The organism is Bradyrhizobium sp. AZCC 2262, from assembly GCF_036924535.1.
GTDB lineage: Bacteria > Pseudomonadota > Alphaproteobacteria > Rhizobiales > Xanthobacteraceae > Bradyrhizobium.
Map to the genome: position 1 here is coordinate 1,962,118 of NZ_JAZHRT010000001.1, position 19,745 is coordinate 1,981,862.

Consider the following 19,745-nt stretch of genomic DNA (forward strand, 5'->3'; position numbering starts at 1 on the left):
GATGCCGAAGCTCGACCGTGAGCAGGCCCTCTCCGTCGCGGCTCTGGCGCTGCTGCTATTGCTGTGCGTGAGTGTGGTGGGGTTGTTGCTTCAGGCGCGCGCGGATGCTGTGCGGGAAGCTTCTGAACGGCGCGAGATACTCGCGCGCCTCGAAGCCAAGCTGCGGACAGTATCAAGCCGGCCCACCGCAGCGGCGCCACCCGCTGCATTTCTCGATGCATCGACCCAAGGCCTCGCGAGCGCGCAGTTGCAGTCATATCTGGCGCAATTGGCCGACGATCAGCGCGCCAGCCTTGTTTCATCGGGGGGAGAAGCCGGCAAGCGCGACGATGCGCCCGATACGATTCGCCTTCAGGCCACGCTCGATATGAATTTGAAGGCGTTGCGGGCGTTTCTGTATCAACTCGAAAGCGGAACGCCGTATGTATTCGTGGACGCGCTGACGGTGCAGCCGGCCGGCGCTACGGCCGGTAGAGCCGTCGAAGATCCCTTGTTGCGGATCACGCTGAGCTTGCGCGCGCTTTGGCGACGAGGGACGCCATGAGGGATGCTCGATTGCCGGCGGCAATTTTTGCTCTCCTGCTCTCGTCGGAGCCCGGCGCCGTCGCAATTGCCCAAGCGCAAGACCCGCCTGCTGCTGCGCCTTCCAATCCGGTGGCGGCGCAATCGCTCGACCAGCTATCAACGATACTCGATCGTCCGCTGTTTTCACCGAGCCGTCGTCCACCCGCGCCGCCGCCGGCACCTCCACCGATCGTGCAAGCTGCCGAGCCGCCCGCACCGCCACCTCCACCGCCCAACCTGGTTCTCTTCGGTGTGGTGATGGATGGCGAGGGCGCCCGCGCGGTCGTTCGCGCGGGCTCTGACAAGAAATTGGTGCGCGCACAGATCGGCGACGAGATCAATGGATGGAAGGTCAGTCAAATCGAAGGACGCAAGGTGGTGTTGTCGCTTGACGGCCGCTTCGCCACCTTCACGCTCTTCAGCGATGATCGCGGGAAATCCGAGTCTGCCGGAGGGCCAGCGCCAGCAGGCGAACCGAAAAATTTGCAGCGACAGATTCAGGCACAGCAAACCTCACCGCAGGCTGCAGTACCACAACCTGGTCAGCCGAAAAAACGTCGTCGGTCCAGAGAATAAGCTGCGGATCACGCCGCTCGGACATAGTGTCACACACGCGGAGAAACTGCATGCCGTATCCAAAATGGTCTTAGCTTTGCCGCATATATTGCTGCGCTCGCCGTAGAAAGCCCATTGTTACCGTCGATAGTGAATCTGGATTGATCAGCAAGCATCTGCAGGCACCTGATGGCTCGCCTGCCGGTGGGCTTTGTTAACTCGCTATCTAAAGTGAGCGGGCATTCGCCGTCGATGTGGTCAGGGGCGCCACGGCGAGGAGTAGCGTAGTGAGTAGCTTGCATGAGCAGAGTTTGCTGCTCGATGTTCCACGGGCATGCATTACGGTCTCGCTTTATCTCGTACTGGCCGGTTGTGTAACATCGAATGCAACGCCAACGGCGGGCGTCGCGCCGCTCGATGCGACGGACACTGTTCGCAATACCGACTTCAGCCCGCGTTTTCCTCTTGCGAACGAGGGAGATTCCGGCAGGACGCGGGAATCTACTCGTCCCTTTATCTTTCCGGGCTCCGACACGGAGCCGGAACAGCGGCGCGATCGCGATCCGGAGATGCGATCTGCGTCGCTGCAGCCTGCCGCATTCCTCAGGGGCGACGGCGTCGAAATGAATTTCGACGGCGCCGATGTGCAGACGGTCGCAAAAACTCTTCTCGGCGATATTCTCCAACTCAATTTCGTCGTCGATCCGCGCGTCCAGGGCAATGTGACGCTGGCATCGGCCGGCCCGATTCCGCGCAAGGACGTGCTGCCGGCGTTCGAAAGCGTGTTGCGGATGTCGAACGCCGCGATCGTGCGCTCCGGCAATCTGGTGAAGATCGTTCCAATTCCCGAGGCGGGCGCCGCCGGCGCGATCAGCGTCGGGGCGGGGGAACCGGGCTTTGGCGTTTCGCTGGTGCCTCTGCGCTACACGTCGGCTTCGACTGTGGCGAAAACCGCCGAGAGCTTTCTGTCCCGTCCGGGCGCGATCCGCGTGGTTCAGTCCCGAAATCTGTTGCTGATCCAGGGCACCACCGCGGAGCGTCAGGCCGCGCTCGACGTGGTCGCGACCTTCGACGTCGAATGGCTGCAAAACCAATCGGTCGGCGTCTATCCGCTCAAATCGACCTCGCCCGAGACGATGATCACAGAGCTGGAGCGCATATTCGAAACCAGCGAAGGCGGGTTGGGGCAAGGGGTCATACGCTTTCAGCCGGTCTCGCGGATGAATGCGGTGATGGTGGTAACGAAAAATCCGAAGCTGCTGGCCCAGACCACGCAATGGGTCAATCGCCTTGACAGGTCTGATACGACGGGAACGACACTGCGGACCTTCCGTTTGAAAAACGGCAATGCGACGCAGGTGGCGAAAATCCTGAACGATCTCTTCGTCGGTCAACGATCCGGCGGGACGGCAGATGCCGCCACGAAGCAGATTGCGCCGGGCGTGGAGAGTGCGCAGTCCCGGCTCGATTCCGTCGACCGCGGCTCGTCAGGGGGGAGCGCGGCGGCGTCGGCAGGCAGCAGTTCCGACAATCGCAGCGCCAATCCGATCGCAGCCGCGTTCGAGTCGTTCTCGGACCGCAAGAACAGCGAGACGGACGCATCCGGCGGTTCGTCCGCAGCCTCCGGCGGGAATGTCCCGCGTGGAACGTTTCAGAACATGCGGATCACGGCGGATGCCGCTAATAATTCGATCGTGGTCTACTCCAACCAGGAGGACTATCGGGTCGTCGAGCGCGCGATACGCGATATCGATCGGCCTCAATTGCAGGTATCGATCGACGCGACGGTCGCCGAAGTCACGCTGACGGACGGTCTGCAGTACGGCGTCCAGGCCTTTCTCACCAGCAAGGACGTGGGCCTCGGCAACGACAAGGGCTCGATCGGTTTGTTGGGCGCGGGCCAGGTCGCGGCACAATCGGCGCTGCTGCAGCGCGTAGCGCCGGGCTTGAATCTGGTGCTGGGATCGGAAAACCAGCCGCGCGTCATCCTCAACGCCCTGTCAAACCTGACGGACGTCAAGGTGCTGTCCTCGCCGTCGATCGTCGCACTCGACAACCAGCCGGCTCTGCTCCAGGTTGGCGACGAGATCCCGATTACCACGAGTTCGGCCGCGGTTCTCACCAATGCGTCCACGCCGATCGTCAACACGATTCAGATGCGAAATACCGGCGTGATCCTGAAAGTGCTGCCCCACGTGCACGCCAATGGGTCGATCCGGCTCGAAATCGACCAGGAAATTTCCAACGTCGTCAATCCCGATCAGCAGACGCTCACACCGACGATTGCGCAACGCCGCGTCCACTCCACCGTTTCGGTGGTCAGCGGTCAGACCGTTTTGCTCGCCGGTCTGATCAGCGAACGCGATCAGAAGACGCGGTCGGGCATACCCGGCCTTCGCGAAATCAAGTTTCTCGGCGACCTGTTTGGAAACACCTCCAACACCAAGTCTCGATCCGAGATCATCATCTTCATCAAGACACGGCTCATCCGCAACAGTGTCGATGCCGGCGCGGTCACCGAGGAATTCCGGGACCGGCTGCAAACGATGCGCGGCGGTCGCAGCGTCATCAATGGCAACAGGGCGCAGGCCGCGCCGGGGTCAGCGTTTCCGAAGTCAGATTGATGATCGACATCGAAGCAGGGGAAACGGCTGGATCGGAGGATATTCGCCCAAATCCGGCGATACTTATCGGCGGCGCAGCGGCCATTGGCCTGATCTCCGCGCTGTCTTTACCGTGGCCGGTCGCGGTGGCGTCAACCGTGCTCGGGACGTTGATGGTCGCGGGAGCGGAGGTCGATGCGAGAAAATTTCTGCTGCCTGATCTGGTGACGTGGGGCGCGGTGATTTGCGGCATTCTCGCCGCGCCGCTCCTGAACATGGCGGAGCCGTGGACGGCTGTGGGAGAAGCGATCGCGCGCGCCGGCTGCATTGCCGGCGTGCTGGTGCTGTTTCGCGCCGGCTACGCCTGGATCCGGCAAATCGAAGGCCTCGGCCTGGGCGACGTCAAGCTGGGGGCTGCGATCGGGGCGTGGCTGCCGCTCGAAGCGATTCCATGGTGTTTCGCCCTTGCGACCAGCGGCGCGCTGCTGGCGGTGATGTTTGCGCGCCTGAGCGGCGAGCCTGTCATGCGGACGACGAAGGTACCTTTAGGTGCGTTTCTCTGTCCGGCGCTGTGGATTGTATTCTATGCGGACAGCGTGATGCGATAATCCGGCCAATCGGATTAGCGCAGCAGTATCGCTGTGGCTTGAAGCGCTGCGTCGGGCTCGTCGTATATCGATGGATATGACACATCGTCGCCGCAGCAAACATAATGACTTCACATGTATGGGCATGGTCCGTCCAATAATCGTCGAGAACAAACGGTATCCTCGATGCACTTTAGAACATCGGGGAGCAACAGATGGAAACGATCAAGTTGGCGCGGGCGCGAACGCTCGCGGGCTTAGCCGCCATGTTGTTGGGATCAGTTGCATGGTCAGGAACGGCGTTGGCCCAGGATGTTTCAAACCCGACTGCGGCTACGGCTAACGCAAATACGACTGCGGCAACTGCGGGCGTGAACGCGAACGCGGTGACCGCCAATACGGCGGGCCGCGGGCAGAACAACAACTCCGGCGGCGCGTCGTCGCGCGCGCCCACCGACCCGGGGGTGCGGGGCGGAGATCCCGGAGCAGGAGGGGCGCTGCCGGGTCTCAACGATGTGGAACGTCAATATTTCGATGTGGCGAAGGATGTCTTCCAGGAAGTCGACGCCGGCCCGGACGGCCTGGGTCCGAGGTTCAATCTCGATAGCTGCTCGGGGTGCCATTCCCAGCCCACGATCGGAGGTACGAGTCCGGCCACAAATCCACAAGTCGCGGTCGCGACCTTGATGGGCGCGAAGAACGTCGTGCCTTCATTCATCACGGCTAACGGGCCGGTCCGTGAGGCGCGTTTCGTGCGCAATCGCGATGGATCACCCGATGGTGGCGTGCACAGTCTGTTTGTGATCACGGGGCGTTCCGATGCGCCCGGCTGCAACATCGCTCAGCCGAATTTTGCGGCCGAGCTCGCTCGCAATAACGTCGTATTCAGGATTCCGACCCCGGTCTTCGGATTGGGATTGGTGGAGAACGTCTCTGATGGCGCTCTTGAGGCGTCGCTGGCCGCCAATGCGCAGCAAAAGCGGGCGCTGGGCATCTCCGGACGTTTCAATCGCAACGGCAATGACGGCACGATCGCGCGGTTTGGCTGGAAGGCGCAGAACAAATCGTTGCTGCTGTTCTCCGGCGAAGCCTACAACGTGGAAATGGGCATAACCAACGAGCTCTTCCAGAATGAGCGCGACAGCGATCCTGCCTGCCAGTTCAAGGTTACTCCGAATGATAGCACTCCGCTGGTTTCCGAAAATACGGCAAGCCCGGCAGCGAGCTTCCAGAACGACATCGATCTCTTTGCCGCGTTCATGCGCTTTTCTGCGCCGCCAACCCCGGCGTCATCGGCGGCTACACCGGTCGCTCAGGCATCGGGCGCGCTGAACGCAACAGCGGGTCAGACGACGGGAGCGGCGGCCGGAACATCGACTGCGTCAAGCCCGACATCGACCGCGTCAAGCCCGACATCGGCTACGTCGGGCTCAGCATCGACGACGTCGGACGCAGCATCGACTGCACCGAGCACGGCATCGACTGCGTCGAGCCCGGCATCGACGGTGGTGGCGTCGGCCACAGCGGACGTTTCGAGCGTGATAACCGCTGCCGCGGGATCGTCAACAGCGCAGCCATCGTCATCCGCTTCGTCAGGTGCTTCGGTCACCCGTGGGAACCAGGTGTTTTCCAATGTTGGCTGCCAAGCGTGTCACACCAAGACCTTCACGACCGAGAAATCGCCGCTGACGGGGCAAAGCAACGTGACGCTCCAGCCTTTCAGCGATTTTGCTGTGCACGAAATGGGAACCGGCCTGGCGGATGGCGTGTCGCAAGGGAGCGCCAATGGCAACGAGTTCCGAACGGCTCCGCTGTGGGGCGTCGGCCAACGCATCTTTTTCCTTCATGATGGCCGGACCAAGGATCTGCACGAAGCAATCCAGCAGCACGCCAGCCGCGGATCGGAAGCCAATGCCGTCATCAACAACTACAACCTGCTGTCGCGCGACGACAAGCAGGCGCTCATAAACTATCTGCGCTCGCTCTGAAGGGCGTCGTGCGACAATGCGTGTCTGGCTGTATCTGGGCATAGCGGTATGTCTCGCCGGGATCGGGGCGGTGCTTCACGGCGCCATGCCCTCATCCCTGCGCGGCAAAATTGTCCAATCGGCAAATCCGGAGGATGGAAAAGTCATCGACGGGGTTTTTGTCAGCGACTATTTCAATCTTTCCTACCGGTTGCCAGACGGGTGGACCGAAGGATTGGCGGGGCCGCCGCCCTCTCAATCCGGCTACTATGTGCTCGGAACGTGGGCTCCGAAACGCGATTTCGCCGGAACGATTCTGGTTGTAGCGCAGGACATGTTTTTCGCGCCGGAGCCCTCCGATGACGTGAAGAACGTTGTCGCCGAATTTCGTCAGGTCATGTCGGCGGTCGACGGCATGACGATCGACCGTGAGCCCGCGCCGGTGACCGTTGGAGGGCATCCCGGCTACCGCATCGATTTCAGTGGCGTCGGGCTTTTTCGTTCGATGTTCGCGATCGAGATCCGCTGCCACGTCGTGACATTCAATCTAACCAGCCGGGATCTTGAATCGCTGGCGAGCCTGGCGCATTCACTGGACGATCTCGCTTCGGTTCGGAAAGAAGAGATATCTGATCCCGTTCCGGAATGTCTCAAGGACTACGCTTCCGAGAATATTGTGAGCCGGGTGGAGCCCGATGCTGTCGGTGCGAAGGCCGCATCGATTCCAGTGCGCATGATCTTGGCGACGGACGGCAGCGTGAAGCACGTTCACGTGATACGTGCTTCCGCGACACAACGGCGAAACATCGAGGAGGCCGTGCGGCAGTGGAAATTCAAGTCCTATGTCAAGGGGGGACGTCCGGTCGAGGTCGAGACCGGCGTGATGTTCAATCTCAAGCCGACAAATATGTGAAGCCGCGGGGCAAAGCAGGACATGTCGAAGTCGATGCCAGGCCGTGGAAGGTTACCGGTGGTGGAGGGCGCGACGGCTGCGGCGCCAAGGCGTTCGGTAGAGCAGTTTCGTGTGCATTTGCTCGAACGGATACCGGACGCCGCAAGGGCGAAATTGCAGAGCGTCAATCCCGCCGAAACGGCCGCTGGAAACGGACTTCGAGAGCTGTGGGAAAAATCTGATCTGCCGGGCGGAAAGTTCGCCGACGAGGTGGCGGGTTTCTGGAGGTTACCGCGGCTCAACCTGCAGGAACTGTTGAGTGTGGTCGGTGCGGTTGAGCAATTTTCGGCGCGTTTTTTACGGGAATCGTCTGTCTTTCCATTTCGAATCCAGGACCACGGCTTCGGCCTCGCCGTGTCGGATCCGTCCGATGGCGCTGCGATCAGAGCCGCGGAGATCGTCTGCGGCGGTCCCGTCACGATCGCTGTCGCTTCCTTCGACGACATCGCAACGGCTCTGGAGCGGCGGCTCGACGAGCGATCGGCCGACGCCGTGGATGTCGCAGAGCCCGAGCGCCGCCCGGGCGACGACGACATCGACAGCCTCCGCGATCTCGCGAGCGGGGCTCCTGTCGTTCGGGCCGTCAATGATTTGCTCGAGCGCGCCTTGGAACTGCGGGCCAGCGACATTCACATTGAGCCGTTCCGGACCGGACTTGTGGTGCGAATGCGGGTTGACGGGATTCTCCGCGCCGTGTCGTTTTCGGCCGATGCGCCGCCGCAGGCCGTCGTATCGCGCATCAAAATCCTGGCCGGCCTCAACATCGCCGAACGCCGGTTGCCTCAAGATGGCGCCGCGCGGGCGCGGGTCGGGCGGGCTGAGATCGATATCCGCATCGCCACCATGCCGACGCAGCACGGCGAGAGCGTGGTGATCCGTCTGCTGCCGCGCGATCGCGGCTTGCTCGAATTGAGCAAGATCGGATTGGTCGGCGGCGACGAAGCCGCCTTGCGCCGTCTGCTGGCGCTGCCGCATGGATTGATCCTAATCACCGGCCCGACCGGAAGCGGGAAGACAACGACGCTGGCGACCATGCTGTCGATCCTCAATGAGCCGACGCGGAAGATTCTCACCATCGAGGACCCTGTTGAATACGAAATTTCAGGCGTCAACCAGTCGCAGGTCAAGCCGGCGATCGGCCTGACCTTTGCTACCGCGATGCGCGCCTTTGTCCGCCAGGATCCCGATGTCATCATGGTCGGTGAAATCCGTGACGGCGAAACGGCGAATATTGCGATCCACGCGGCGCTGACCGGCCATCTCGTGCTGTCAACGCTCCACACCGAGACCGCCGCCGCAGCCGTGCCGCGGCTTCTGGATCTCGGTGTCGAGGGATTTTTGCTACGATCGACCTTGCGCGCTGTCATTGCCCAGCGGCTGGTCCGCGTCCTCTGCAGCGGCTGCAAGGATAGGCATGAACTTACCGAGCAAGACCTCGTCGCCGATCCTCGTTATCGGCTTCTGGGTTTTGCGGCCGGCGAGGCGATCTATCGCCCGGTCGGTTGCGAAAGCTGCGGCGGCACCGGCTATCGTGGGCGCGCCGGGATTTTTGAACTGCTGGAATTGACCGATGAAGTCAGACCCTTTGTCGGCGCCGAAGCCGACGCATTGGTCATTGACCGCGCCGCCGTTCGCGCCGGCATGACGACCATGTTGGACGATGCCATCGAAAAATGCCGGATCGGGATGACCGCGGCGTCCGAAGTCTTGCGCGTGACATCCGCGCGCTGATCGACGGTGCGCGAATTGGCAATCGCGGAGGTGGGAGAGAGCGATGAGGTTGTTTGCAATATCCAGCAGCCGCCGTGCCGGTCGGCAAGGTGAGGCGGGCTTTACCCTGGTCGAGATGCTGGTCGTCATCGCGATCATCGGGCTGATCATGGGTCTGGTAGGTCCACGCGTGCTTAATTCTCTTGGGGAATCCAAGGTCAAGGCCGCCAAACTCCAGATCGAAAGTTTCTCAAGCTCGCTCGACCTGTTTTATCTTGATGTCGGCCGGTATCCGACCGCCAGCGAAGGTCTTGTGGCGCTGGCGCAGCGACCCGGCAATGCCTCGATTTGGAACGGGCCTTATCTCAAGACCGGCGCCGTGCCGACCGATCCGTGGGGACACATCTACCTTTATCGTGCTCCCGCCGAGCGCGGTCCTTACGAGATCGTATCGCTGGGATCGGATGGCCAGGAGGGCGGAACTGGCACTGCAGCCGACATCAGCAACGACGGCGCCAATGCAAAGTGACCATGACGGCTTTGCGGCGTTGCGCCGGCCTGAACGGGATGATGCCTGACGATACGAAGCGCCGGCCAGCCAGCCTTGACGTCCAACTTCGCGGTCAGGACGGGGTACCGCACTCCCTGGCGGACTTCCGCGATCCGTTTTCCGTAGCGCGACGCGATCAGCGCGTTGATGGCGACCGGTCGCCGGTTCCGCGTTCACGAGCTTTTTATCCCTTTGTCGTCACCGGCGAGGGGAAAATCCGCGGTGGCTTCCCATCTGATTGGAATGATGGCCGTCATCTAAAATGGCGGCATGCCCCAATTTTGGAGCCGCACATGGGTGAAGTCATTCGATTTGTTCCAAAGTCCGAGCTCGAGCGGATCCGCTTGGTTCGAGAGGCGCGTGCGATATACGACAGCATCTTCCCGTCGGCCGATGCGATCAGCGGGCAGGGGGGCGACAAGACGCCGCTACATCGGGGTTGATTTTGGACCTGCCGCCGGCGCCCGACGGAGACCCCGCCGTGCGCAAGCCTTCGTCGGTATCGTCCCTCGCAGCACTGGACGGCACGCGTTGGGACCAGTTCAGCGAGGTCCTCGAAGCGGCTTCAGAGTGATGGCGGCCGGGGATTTACGTCACGCCGCTTGCCTGCGGCTTTTCGGCTTCGCTTTTTTGTCGAGAGAAGCTTTTTCTGAAGCCTGGCGCGCGCCTGGTCCAGGATGGACATGAACTTCCTTGGCCGAAAGCGGTTCTCCGCATTCCGAGCACACCATCACGGGATTGAACATTTTGCCGCACTTGCGGTGCTCATGCAGTAGCGGGCGTCCGCGTTCGTCGACCATGTGGGTGTCGCCCCAGTGGACGAGCGCCATCATGATCGGATGGAGATCGAGGCCCTTTTGCGTCAGGATGTACTCGTGGCGTTTGGGCGATTCCTGATATGGAATGCGGCGCAAGACGCCTTGGCGAACCAGCTTTTTCAGCCGTTCGGCGAGCAAATGGCGGGTGATTCCAAGCGCTGACTGAAAACCCTCGAAGCGGCGCGTGCGCAGGAAGCATTCGCGGAGGATCAGAAGCGTCCAACGGTCGCCAATCACACCGATGGTCCGAGCCATCGAACATGGCTCTTCCTCAAGTTCATCCCATTTCATTCCTGCTCTCCGCTCGTCCGGCGCCTGTTCCGCTCGAATCATCCAGGGAAACGAAAGCCGTCCATGCCATTCTAGTTAGGTACTAAATCTGAAACAATACCCCGGCGATCAGCCAAAACTAGCAGAATTCAGCATAGAATTGACAGTTCAATTTTAGAACTGTATGAACGAACCATAGCCGGAATTCGGCTGGAAGATCACCAATCTGACCCCATCTCTGCGGGAGGAGCCGGTATGCCCCTGAAGGTTGAATTCCTGTTCGATTTCGGCAGCCCGAACGCTTACCTGGCGGAACTGGTCCTTCCAGGAATCGAACGGCGGACCGGCGTGAAATTCGAATATGTCCCGGTTCTGCTTGGCGGTATCTTCAAGGCGACGGGCAACATGTCCCCGTTCGACTCGCTTCGCGGTATCAAGAACAAGCCGGAATACCAGGCGCTGGAGACCCAGCGTTTCATTCGGCGCCATAACGCGACGAAATTTCAGCAGAATCCCTTCTTTCCGGTCAACACGCTGATGCTGATGCGCGGCGCGGTCGCGGCCGAGTTCGAAGGCATGTTTGAGCCCTATTTCCGCGCGGCCTATCATCATATGTGGGAAGAGCCGAAGAAGATGGATGACCTCGAAACCTACCGGAACGCATTCATTTCCTCAGGCATCGATATCGACCGGTTGATTGCGCGCGCGCAACAGGATGATGTCAAGAAAGGGCTGATCAATCTGACCACCGACGCGGTCAACCGCGGAGCATTCGGCTCGCCGACTTTCTTCGTTGGAAAGGAAATGTTTTTCGGCAAGGACCAGCTCCATGACGTCGAGGCGTCGATCGTCGAGCAGACCAGTCAACCCGTTTCGAAAACGGCCTAAGGTTGGGAATTGAGGCCTGCAGAGCCAGGCCGATGTCCCGGGCTGTATGATGAAAACTCAGTCGGCCCCGCATCAATGTAAACTCAGGGAGAATGCCCATGCCTGGCCCACTTAGCGGTGTTCGCGTCCTCGATCTGACGGGCGTGGTGTCGGGTCCATTCGCGACCATGTTTCTGGCGGATCAGGGGGCTGACGTTCTGAAGATCGAGCCGATCGGCGGAGATATTACCCGGCGCAGCCGCGCCACCATTGACAAAGGCGGCGAATTCTCAGCGCTGTTCATCTCTTCAAACCGCGGCAAGCGTTCGTTGTCGATCGACGTCAAGAGCGCGGCCGGCCGTGAGGTCCTTGCCAAGCTGGTCGCGCAGGCGGATGTCCTGGTGCAGAATTTCCGGCCCGGCACCATGGAACGCCTCGGTCTCGGCGTCGATGAGTTGCGCCAGCGCCATCCACGCCTGATCTATGTTTCGATCAGCGGCGTTGGCGACACGGGGCCCTATGTGAAGAAGCGCGTTTACGACCCGATCATTCAGGGCCTGTCGGGCTTTGCCGACATCCAGTCACAGCCGGTGACGAATCGCCCGCAGATGATCCGCACCATCGTATGTGACAAGACGACCGCCGTGTTCACCGCGCAGGCGGTGGCAGCGGCGCTTTACGCCCGCGAGAAGACCGGGCAGGGCGATCATATTCAGGTCGCAATGCTGGATGCGATGATTTCATACCTGTGGCCGGAAGGTATGATGCAATACACGGTAGTGGGCTCGGAAACCACCGCCGCCGATCCTAACGATCGACCGGATCTCGTGTTCAAAACCAGTGATGGCTACATCACGGCTGGTACCATTTCGGATTCCGAATGGCAGGGGTTTTGCCGCGCCTCCGGCGATCCCGAGCTTGCCAAGGATCCCCGATTTGCGACGCCATCGGCGCGTTCGGTCAACGCCACGGCGCGCATCAACAAGATGGCGGAGTATATCGGCCAGCACACCACTTCCGAATGGCTGGAGCGCCTGGACGCCGCTGACGTCCCTTGCGCGCCGATCCTTCGCCGAGGCGAGATCATCCACAATGAACAGGTGATCGCGCGCGAAATCATCGCGGAGTTCGATCAGCCGAAGGTTGGGCGGGTGCGGCAGCCGAAGCCGGCGGCCCGCTTCGAGATCAATGCGGCCGCGATCGGCGGGCCTGCTCCCCGGGTCGGCGAGCACTCGCGCGACGTATTGCGGGAACTGGGTTACGACGATAGCGCCATCGACAAGATGGTCGCCGAGCGCAGCGTGCGCGTGGCGATCTAGCCCGAAGCCTTCTCGCGCGAATGGCGGGCGGTTTCTAAACTTTCGCCGGCAGCGGCGTGATCGGTGCCATCGGGGTATTCGCCGCGACGGCTCGCTGATAGGCGTCCCGTTTCTTGATGCGTTCGAGAAAGGGCTGCGCGTTGTCGCAAATGCCGACGCCATAGGCCACGGCCCACTCAAGGCAGGTCGTGAGCAGGATGTCAGCGCTGGTAAACCGGTCGCCCATCAGGAATTGCCGGCCGTCTGCAAGCGCTACTTCGACATGGCGCAACTGCTGGCGGAAATACTCGCCGGCCCGGGCAACGACCTCGGGCGCAATACCGTAGATCGGACCGAGCGCGTCGGCCCGATGGCGGCGCATCACGTAAAGGCTGGTTGAATCCAACTCCGCGACGATAAAGAAACACCATTCCAGCCACGCGGCATACTCGCGGTTGGTTTCCGGAATCAGCGAGCGTTCCGTCGTGGAATACATTCGCGACAGATAGGCAACGATCGCGGCGCTCTCACCGATGCGGAAGTTGCCGTCCTGAAGGAGCGGAACCTTCTGGCGCGGATTGAGCTTGGTGTATTCAGCGGTCTTGGTCTCGCCTGTTCGCGGCCCGATCGGCTTTGTCTCGTAGACCAAACCCAGTTCGTGCATGGCCCAATGCGGACGAATGGTGCGGCTTGTCCCGACGCCCCACAGGGTCAGGTTCGGTGTCGTGTTCATGCTACCACTTCTCCACGGACGGACGGAGATCGAGCTCGTGGGTCCAGCCATCCCTGCTTTGCTGGTGGGTGAACCAATAGGCGTCAGCAATGGAAGCCGTCTTGGTCAGGCTATCTGGGGGAATTTCGCTTGCCTCGATCCCCCTGGCCGCCTTCATGCGCTGATGAATAGCTTCACTATCCACGCCGGCGTCGATCAGGAGGTGCACGACATGAATATTCTTCGGCCCCAGCTCGCGCGCCATCGCCTGGGCCACAGCTCGGAGTCCGAACTTCGCAGATGAAAATGCCGCAAATCCCTGGCCGCCACGCACACTGGCGGTCGCACCCGTAAAGAAGATGGTACCGCGTCCGCGCGGCAGCATGACGCGGGCAGCCTCACGTCCGACCAGGAACCCGCCATAGCAGGCCAGTTCCCAGGCCTTGAAGAACAGCTTGTCGGTTGTCTCCAGCAATGGCTTGTTGACGTTCGATCCCGCGTTGAAGAGGCAGACCTCGATGGGCCCGAACTCTTTCTCGATCCGCGCGAATATACCTTGCACCTCTGCTTCCTGACGGGCATCGACACTGAACGCGTGAATGTCATGTCCCGCAGCCCTCAGCTCGTCCACAAGCCCTTGCGACTTGGAGGCGTCACGCCTGCAGATGCAAACCGTATAGCCGCCCTTCGCAAAACGCCGGGCGACGGCCGCGCCGATGGCCTCGCCTGCGCCTACAAGTATCGCTACGCCGCGGCTTTCCGCCATTCCGTTTCTCCCATTAAGTTCCTATTTGATACTTTAATCGTAACGGCAGGCCGGCGCATTGTAAACGACGGCTTTCAATAATGACCAATGGGGCAGCCCGGTTGCCCCTTCTGATCTCGTGGAGTGCAGGGACGATGAATTGGCGATTGACGAGTTCTAAAAAAGAACGTTAGTTAGCGGGAGAATGTGCCGCGTGGCAAAAACAGGCATGGTTTGGTCGGGAGGTTAGCTGTGGCGGAGCTTTCAGAGACGATCAATCCCGACGCGATTGCTGTCGGCTTGCCGCGCCGGATCCACGAAGTTACGGCAATACAGGTTGCCAAAGCCCCCGACCGGATTGCGCTGGTCGAAAACGGGGAATCCTGGAGCTACCGCGATCTGGAGCAGCGCGTTACCGAAATCGCGACCGTCCTCTCCTCGTTGGGGATCAGGGCCGGCGACCGGATGATCATTGTCAGCGAAAACTGTATTGCACTCGCCGCGTTGCTGCTGGCGACGAGCCGGCTCGACGCCTGGGCCATCGTCGCCAACCCGCGACTGTCCGCACGCGAACTGGACCAGATCCGCGACCACAGTGGCGCCCGCCGGATGTTTTTCACGTCAAATATTTCGAAGGAGGCCGCGGCTCACGCGTCGCGTTATGGCGCCGAGAACCGGCGACTAGGCCCACTGCCGGAGATTGGCGTTGGGCCGCTCAACGAAAGCGCAACCGTTGAGCCGGTGGAGGCCGATCCGGTAAAACAAGTGGCGGTGCTGATATACACCTCGGGAACGACGGGAACCCCGAAAGGAGTGATGCTCTCGCATGACAACCTGCTGATCAGTGCAAAGACCACCGCGTATTTCCGCAAGATGAATCAAGACGACAAGATCTATCTCGTGTTGCCGATCTCCCATATCGTCGGCATTTCGCTCCTGATCATGACATTGATGGTCGGCGGGACGGTGCGGATGGTCAGCAAATACGACCCCGCTGCGACCGCCAGGGCGATCGCGGAGGAGGGCGTTACCATCCTCAATGGCGTACCCGCCACCTATCAGCGGCTGCTGGAATACAAGAGCGTATCAGGTGTGGAGCGGCTCGCCCGAGGCTCGTTACGCTTGATCGCCGTCGCCGGCGCGTCCCTGGATCTGAATCTGAAGTCGCGTGTGGAAAAAGAGTTCGGCCTTCCGCTGCTCAACGGCTACGGGATCACCGAATGCTCGCCGGGAATATCCGGCGTGCGCTTCGATGCGCCACGCTCGGATCAGGCGGTCGGCACGCTGCTGCCGGGAGTAGAAGCCCGGGTCAGAACAGTCGACGGCATACCGCTGTCGAAGGGTGAAGTCGGAGAACTTCACGTTCGTGGACGCAACGTGATGCGTGGCTATTATCGGGCCCCCGAGCTGACGGCCAAGGTGATCGACGGCGAGGGTTGGTTCAATACCGGCGATCTGGCGCGCTTCGACGGCGATTGCCTGTACATTGTCGGTCGCACCAAGGAAATGATCATCCGTTCGGGTTTCAACGTCTATCCCGCCGAGGTCGAAGCGGTCCTCAGTTCACACAAAGACGTCGTGCAGTCTGCCGTGGTCGGTCGTGCCGCCGATGGCAATGAGGAGATTGTCGCCTTTGTGCAACTGCTGCCGGGATCACGCACGACGTCGGAGGAACTGATGAGTTTCATCCGATTTCAGCTGACCTCATACAAGCGGCCGTCCGAAATCATCATCCTCGATGCCTTGCCGGCCACCTCAACCGGCAAGATACTCAAGCACAAGCTCGCGGAGTCCTTGCGTGGCGAAGGTGGCAAGACCCCTCCGGCGCAGACGGCCGAACTTCGCTGACGACAGATCTAACCTGGGAGAACACCCTTGTAGAAGAGAAACGCAACCGTGGCCGTGATCGGCGCCGGAGACTACATCGGCGGCGAGATCGCCAAGAAGTTCGCCTCAGAGGGCTTCACGGTGTTCGCCGGGCGCCGCAATGGCGCCAAGCTTGAGCCGCTGGTCAAGGAAATCGAGAAAGCCGGAGGCGAAATTCACGCGCGCTCGCTCGACGCCCGCAAGGAAGAGGAGATCATTTCCTTCCTTGGCGACGCGGACAAGCACGCGCCGCTGGAGGTCTGCATCTTCAACATCGGCGCCAACGTCAACTTTCCGATTTTGGATACGACCGAGCGCGTATTCCGCAAGGTCTGGGAAATGGCCTGCTATTCCGGCTTCCTCGCCGGCCGCGAGGCAGCTCGCCTGATGCTTCCTCGCGGCAAAGGCAATATCTTCTTCACCGGCGCAACAGCGAGCCTTCGTGGCGGGACGGGATATGCGGCCTTCGCCAGCGCGAAGTTCGGCCTGCGGGCCGTTGCACAGGCGACCGCGCGCGAGTTAGGTCCAAAGAACATCCACGTGGCGCATCTCATCATCGATTCCGGCGTCGATACCGAATGGGTCCGTCAGCGGCGGATCGAGGCGCTTGGCCCGAACGCACTGGACGATCCCGATCTGCTAATGCCGCCTTCGTCGGTTGCAGAATCCTACTGGCTGCTTTATCAGCAGCCCAAAAGCGCCTGGACTTTTGAACTGGAGATTCGCCCATTCGGCGAGAAGTGGTAGTGGGAGTCTCCCACGATGGAGCTCAACCTATCCAGCGAGGACGCTGCGTTTCGTGACGAGGTGCGCGCCTTCATCGCGGCGAACTATCCGGCGGAAATGCGCGTTCCCAATCCGGAAAACCGATCTTTCCAAGCAGCAGATGCTGCTCTGGCATGAAGGCGTTACGGCGCTCGAAGCGTGCCCAGCTCACGGATATATTGCGCGTACCACTGCGTGGCCAGACGCGCCTCGAATGGCAGAGTAGCTGCCATTGCTGAGAATTTATTGCACGGCAAGGGTGGACACCCTCAGCGCTCAAGCAATGTCCGTGTTTCCCAAAGTTTGAGCACACAATGCTTAAGCAATAGGCGAGCGTCTATATTTCGCTTGGGCTTCGTTAAGCGGTGATGCGGGCATTCGCCGTGCAACAGTCAAACTGACATGATGCACAGGTTTGACTGTTCCGATGAACTGCGATGGGATGACGGCGCGCGTAAAATGCACGTTCAAACCAGGAGAGATCCGATGTGCGCGGGTGACGACAAGAACTGTCCGGAATTCGAATTGCATCACCGCAAGTTCAAGGAAACGCTCGATCGGGAACGCCGGTCGTTCTTGAGGTCCAGCTTCGCCGCGGCCGGGGGCGCGGCGGCGATGACCGCGGGCGGCATTTCTCTGGTGACGCCGCAGATGGCGGCTGCCGCCGAGCGGAACCAACCAGCCAAGCGGTCCTATCACCACTTGCCGGCAAACGCCGACACAGTGCATTGGGGCTATTTCAGCAAGAAGTTGAAACCGCAGGTCGAGATCGATTCCGGCGACTTCATTACCATTGAGGCATTAACCCACCATGCCAACGACGACGCCGAGCGCATGGTGAAGGGCGATCCCGGCGCCGAAAGCGTGTTCCTGTGGACCAAGGAGAAGAAGGGCGTAAATCGACGTGGCGCAGGACCGATGGATGCCTCGCTGTTCGGGCGTGGCGCAGGCGAGGGCCTTGGCGTGCACATCTGCACCGGCCCGGTCTACGTGCGGGGCGCCCAGGAGGGTGACGTGATCGAGTTGCGCATCATCGACGTCACGCCCCGGCCTTGCGCCAATCCGCAATATCCCGGAAAGGCTTTCGGCAGCAACGCGGCCGCATGGTGGGGCTTTCACTATAAGGATCTGCTCACCGAGCCAAAGCCGCGCGAAGTGGTCACGATCTACGAAGTCGACGCCACCGGCGAGCGCAACTGGGCGAAAGCCGTGTATAATTTCCAATGGACTCCGCAGACCGACCCCTCCGGCGTAGTTCACAAAACCATCGACTATCCCGGCGTTCCAGTCGATCACTCTACGATCAAGGAAAACCATGGCATCTTGAAGAATGTGCGCATTCCGATACGCCCACATTTCGGCGTGATAGGCTTGGCGCCCAAGGAAGCTGATATCGTCGACTCGATCCCGCCGAGCTATACCGGGGGCAACATCGATAATTGGCGGATCGGCAAGGGCGCGACGATGTATTATCCGGTTGCGGTCGAAGGTGGCCTGTTATCGGTTGGCGACTCGCACGCTTCTCAGGGGGATTCCGAGCTGTGCGGTACGGCGATCGAGTGCTCGCTGAACGGCACCTTCCAGATCATCCTGCACAAGAAGAACGATCTCGTCGGTACGGCTCTCGAAGCTCTGGACTACCCGATGCTGGAAACCAGGGACGAGTGGCTGGTGCACGGCTTCAGCTTCGCCAATTATCTCACCGAATTGGGGGACAAGGCACAGTCGGACATCTACTCGAAATCGTCAGTCGACCTTGCGTTACGCGATGCGTTCCGGAAGATGCGCAAATTTTTGATGACAACCAAGAAGCTGACCGAGGATGAAGCGATCTCTTTGATTACGATCGGCGTCGACTTCGGCATCACCCAGGTGGTGGATGGAAATTGGGGCGTTCACGCGGTCATCAAGAAGGATATCTTCGCCGGCGGCGAGACCTGATCGCTGAACAGCGACGCGGTCGGCTTTCGCAGGAGCTGGCCGCGTCGCGCTGCATTTCGGATCAACCGCGCTGAGGCCAGATCCGGATATCGAAACGCCGAGCTGACGGCTTCCTGAATGTCATCGCGGGCGCGCATCCTCTTCCGCGATTCGCTGCCAGAGCGCCCCGATCATATCCTTCATACGCAGTGCGTCTTGCCAGCGATCCGACAATTCCGCGCCATCAGGCCCGGTGATGGCATAGGGCGGCGGGCCGAGTTCACACAGGAAGGTCAGCACCGCATCAGGCTTTGAGCGTTTGCGCCAGGAGCGGATGGCGTATTCCCACCAGCCCATGAACAGTTCGACCCAGCCTTGGTGCTGCGGAAATCCCAGCGAGATCTGCACTTGTTCACGGCTGGCGATCCGTCCGTGGATGCCCCAGCTATGATCAAGTATGCGATGGATCATTGCGTGATTGACCTCGTCCACCGGCCAGGCGAATTCGCGGCCGACGAGATAATGCGAAACATCAGCGGTCAGCCTTAGGTCGGGAAAGCAATCAAGCAGTTGCAGCGTGAAAAACAGGTCTGTCGTCATGCGGTCGCGGTGGGTTTCCACATGCACCGCCACACCCGCTTCATCACCCAGCCGCCGCCATCCCTCGAGCAAGGGAATACAGGCTTCCAGCCGTTGCGGCCGCACGTCCGGCTGCAGGTTGACGTGGTCGGCGCCGAGTCGCGCGACAAGGTCCAGCACCGGTTTCAGGTCGTCAACGCTGGTCGGGTAGCACTGGGCCTGCCAGATCATCCTGTTCGCGCGAAGGAAGTCAGTGACCTCCTGCGCGAACGCCGGATCGATGAACCGGACACCGGCGCCGTCAAAGCCGGCGTCGCGGATCATCTCCAGCTGGGTCTGCAGCGGCAACTCCGGCTTATCCGCCCGCCGCCGCTCCATCGCCCAGAGCGACTGCAGGATGCGAAGTTGCTGCGCCAT

Annotated in this window: 19 protein-coding genes; 15 read left to right on the forward strand and 4 right to left on the reverse strand. The window is 60.8% G+C overall.

Features of this window, described 5'->3' with window-relative positions; all coding sequences use genetic code 11:
* Position 1: 1 nt before the first annotated feature.
* The 9 genes from gspM (at position 2) to V1283_RS09305 (ending at position 9,931) form a co-directional block, all read left to right on the forward strand.
* Positions 2-544 carry a type II secretion system protein GspM gene (gspM, locus tag V1283_RS09265; RefSeq protein ID WP_334386125.1) on the forward strand — a complete coding sequence of 181 codons (543 nt, stop codon included), beginning with the start codon at positions 2-4 and terminating at the stop codon, positions 542-544.
* Positions 541-1,140 carry a hypothetical protein gene (locus V1283_RS09270; protein WP_334386126.1) on the forward strand — a complete coding sequence of 200 codons (600 nt, stop codon included), beginning with the start codon at positions 541-543 and terminating at the stop codon, positions 1,138-1,140. Before gspM ends, V1283_RS09270 begins: the two co-directional genes overlap by 4 nt.
* Before the next feature lie 266 nt (positions 1,141-1,406).
* Positions 1,407-3,743: a type II secretion system secretin GspD gene (gene gspD / locus V1283_RS09275; RefSeq protein ID WP_334386128.1), complete on the forward strand. Its 2,337-nt coding sequence runs from the start codon at positions 1,407-1,409 to the stop codon at positions 3,741-3,743.
* Positions 3,743-4,330 (forward strand): A24 family peptidase, encoded by a 588-nt coding sequence (locus V1283_RS09280; protein WP_334386129.1) that lies wholly within the window; start codon positions 3,743-3,745, stop codon positions 4,328-4,330. Before gspD ends, V1283_RS09280 begins: the two co-directional genes overlap by 1 nt.
* 350 nt (positions 4,331-4,680) lie before the next feature.
* Positions 4,681-6,297, forward strand: a complete 1,617-nt coding sequence (locus tag V1283_RS09285; protein ID WP_334386130.1) for a di-heme oxidoredictase family protein — start codon at positions 4,681-4,683, stop codon at positions 6,295-6,297.
* A 16-nt stretch (positions 6,298-6,313) separates the two neighbouring features.
* The gene (locus V1283_RS09290; RefSeq protein ID WP_334386131.1) at positions 6,314-7,189 is read left to right on the forward strand and encodes an energy transducer TonB; all 876 of its coding nucleotides are present in this window, start codon (positions 6,314-6,316) and stop codon (positions 7,187-7,189) included.
* A 33-nt stretch (positions 7,190-7,222) separates the two neighbouring features.
* Positions 7,223-8,959 carry a GspE/PulE family protein gene (locus V1283_RS09295; RefSeq protein WP_334393008.1) on the forward strand — a complete coding sequence of 579 codons (1,737 nt, stop codon included), beginning with the start codon at positions 7,223-7,225 and terminating at the stop codon, positions 8,957-8,959.
* Positions 8,960-9,002: 43 nt separating this feature from the next.
* Positions 9,003-9,467 (forward strand): type II secretion system major pseudopilin GspG, encoded by a 465-nt coding sequence (gene gspG / locus V1283_RS09300; RefSeq protein WP_334386132.1) that lies wholly within the window; start codon positions 9,003-9,005, stop codon positions 9,465-9,467.
* A gap of 2 nt (positions 9,468-9,469) precedes the next feature.
* Positions 9,470-9,931 carry a hypothetical protein gene (locus V1283_RS09305; protein WP_334393407.1) on the forward strand — a complete coding sequence of 154 codons (462 nt, stop codon included), beginning with the start codon at positions 9,470-9,472 and terminating at the stop codon, positions 9,929-9,931.
* Between the two features lie 150 nt (positions 9,932-10,081).
* Here V1283_RS09305 and V1283_RS09310 read toward each other — a convergent pair whose 3' ends face one another.
* A complete protein-coding gene (locus V1283_RS09310; protein ID WP_334386133.1) occupies positions 10,082-10,597 on the reverse strand; it encodes a winged helix-turn-helix transcriptional regulator in 516 nt (171 codons plus the stop codon).
* Between the two features lie 234 nt (positions 10,598-10,831).
* On the opposite strand from V1283_RS09310, the gene V1283_RS09315 reads away from it, so the two are divergent.
* Together V1283_RS09315 and V1283_RS09320 are read left to right on the forward strand one after the other, a co-directional pair.
* Entirely contained in the window at positions 10,832-11,464 is a 633-nt protein-coding gene (locus V1283_RS09315) for a 2-hydroxychromene-2-carboxylate isomerase (RefSeq protein ID WP_334386134.1), read from the forward strand.
* A 98-nt stretch (positions 11,465-11,562) separates the two neighbouring features.
* The gene (locus V1283_RS09320) at positions 11,563-12,762 is read left to right on the forward strand and encodes a CaiB/BaiF CoA transferase family protein (RefSeq protein ID WP_334386135.1); all 1,200 of its coding nucleotides are present in this window, start codon (positions 11,563-11,565) and stop codon (positions 12,760-12,762) included.
* Positions 12,763-12,796: 34 nt separating this feature from the next.
* Here the strand turns inward: V1283_RS09320 and V1283_RS09325 are convergent, their stop codons facing one another.
* Entirely contained in the window at positions 12,797-13,474 is a 678-nt protein-coding gene (locus V1283_RS09325; RefSeq protein ID WP_334386136.1) for a glutathione S-transferase family protein, read from the reverse strand.
* Position 13,475: 1 nt separating this feature from the next.
* The gene (locus V1283_RS09330) at positions 13,476-14,219 is read right to left on the reverse strand and encodes an SDR family NAD(P)-dependent oxidoreductase (RefSeq protein WP_334386137.1); all 744 of its coding nucleotides are present in this window, start codon (positions 14,217-14,219) and stop codon (positions 13,476-13,478) included.
* Between the two features lie 231 nt (positions 14,220-14,450).
* On the opposite strand from V1283_RS09330, the gene V1283_RS09335 reads away from it, so the two are divergent.
* From V1283_RS09335 to V1283_RS09350, 4 genes are all read left to right on the forward strand, one after another.
* Complete coding sequence (locus V1283_RS09335) at positions 14,451-16,046, forward strand: class I adenylate-forming enzyme family protein (RefSeq protein WP_334386138.1); 1,596 nt, start codon at positions 14,451-14,453, stop codon at positions 16,044-16,046.
* Between the two features lie 48 nt (positions 16,047-16,094).
* Positions 16,095-16,811: an SDR family oxidoreductase gene (locus V1283_RS09340; protein WP_334386139.1), complete on the forward strand. Its 717-nt coding sequence runs from the start codon at positions 16,095-16,097 to the stop codon at positions 16,809-16,811.
* Positions 16,812-16,826: 15 nt separating this feature from the next.
* Positions 16,827-16,967 (forward strand): hypothetical protein, encoded by a 141-nt coding sequence (locus V1283_RS09345; protein ID WP_334386140.1) that lies wholly within the window; start codon positions 16,827-16,829, stop codon positions 16,965-16,967.
* A gap of 348 nt (positions 16,968-17,315) precedes the next feature.
* Entirely contained in the window at positions 17,316-18,770 is a 1,455-nt protein-coding gene (locus V1283_RS09350) for an acetamidase/formamidase family protein (RefSeq protein ID WP_334386141.1), read from the forward strand.
* Positions 18,771-18,890: 120 nt separating this feature from the next.
* Here the strand turns inward: V1283_RS09350 and V1283_RS09355 are convergent, their stop codons facing one another.
* The gene (locus tag V1283_RS09355) at positions 18,891-19,745 is read right to left on the reverse strand and encodes a sugar phosphate isomerase/epimerase family protein (RefSeq protein ID WP_334386142.1); all 855 of its coding nucleotides are present in this window, start codon (positions 19,743-19,745) and stop codon (positions 18,891-18,893) included.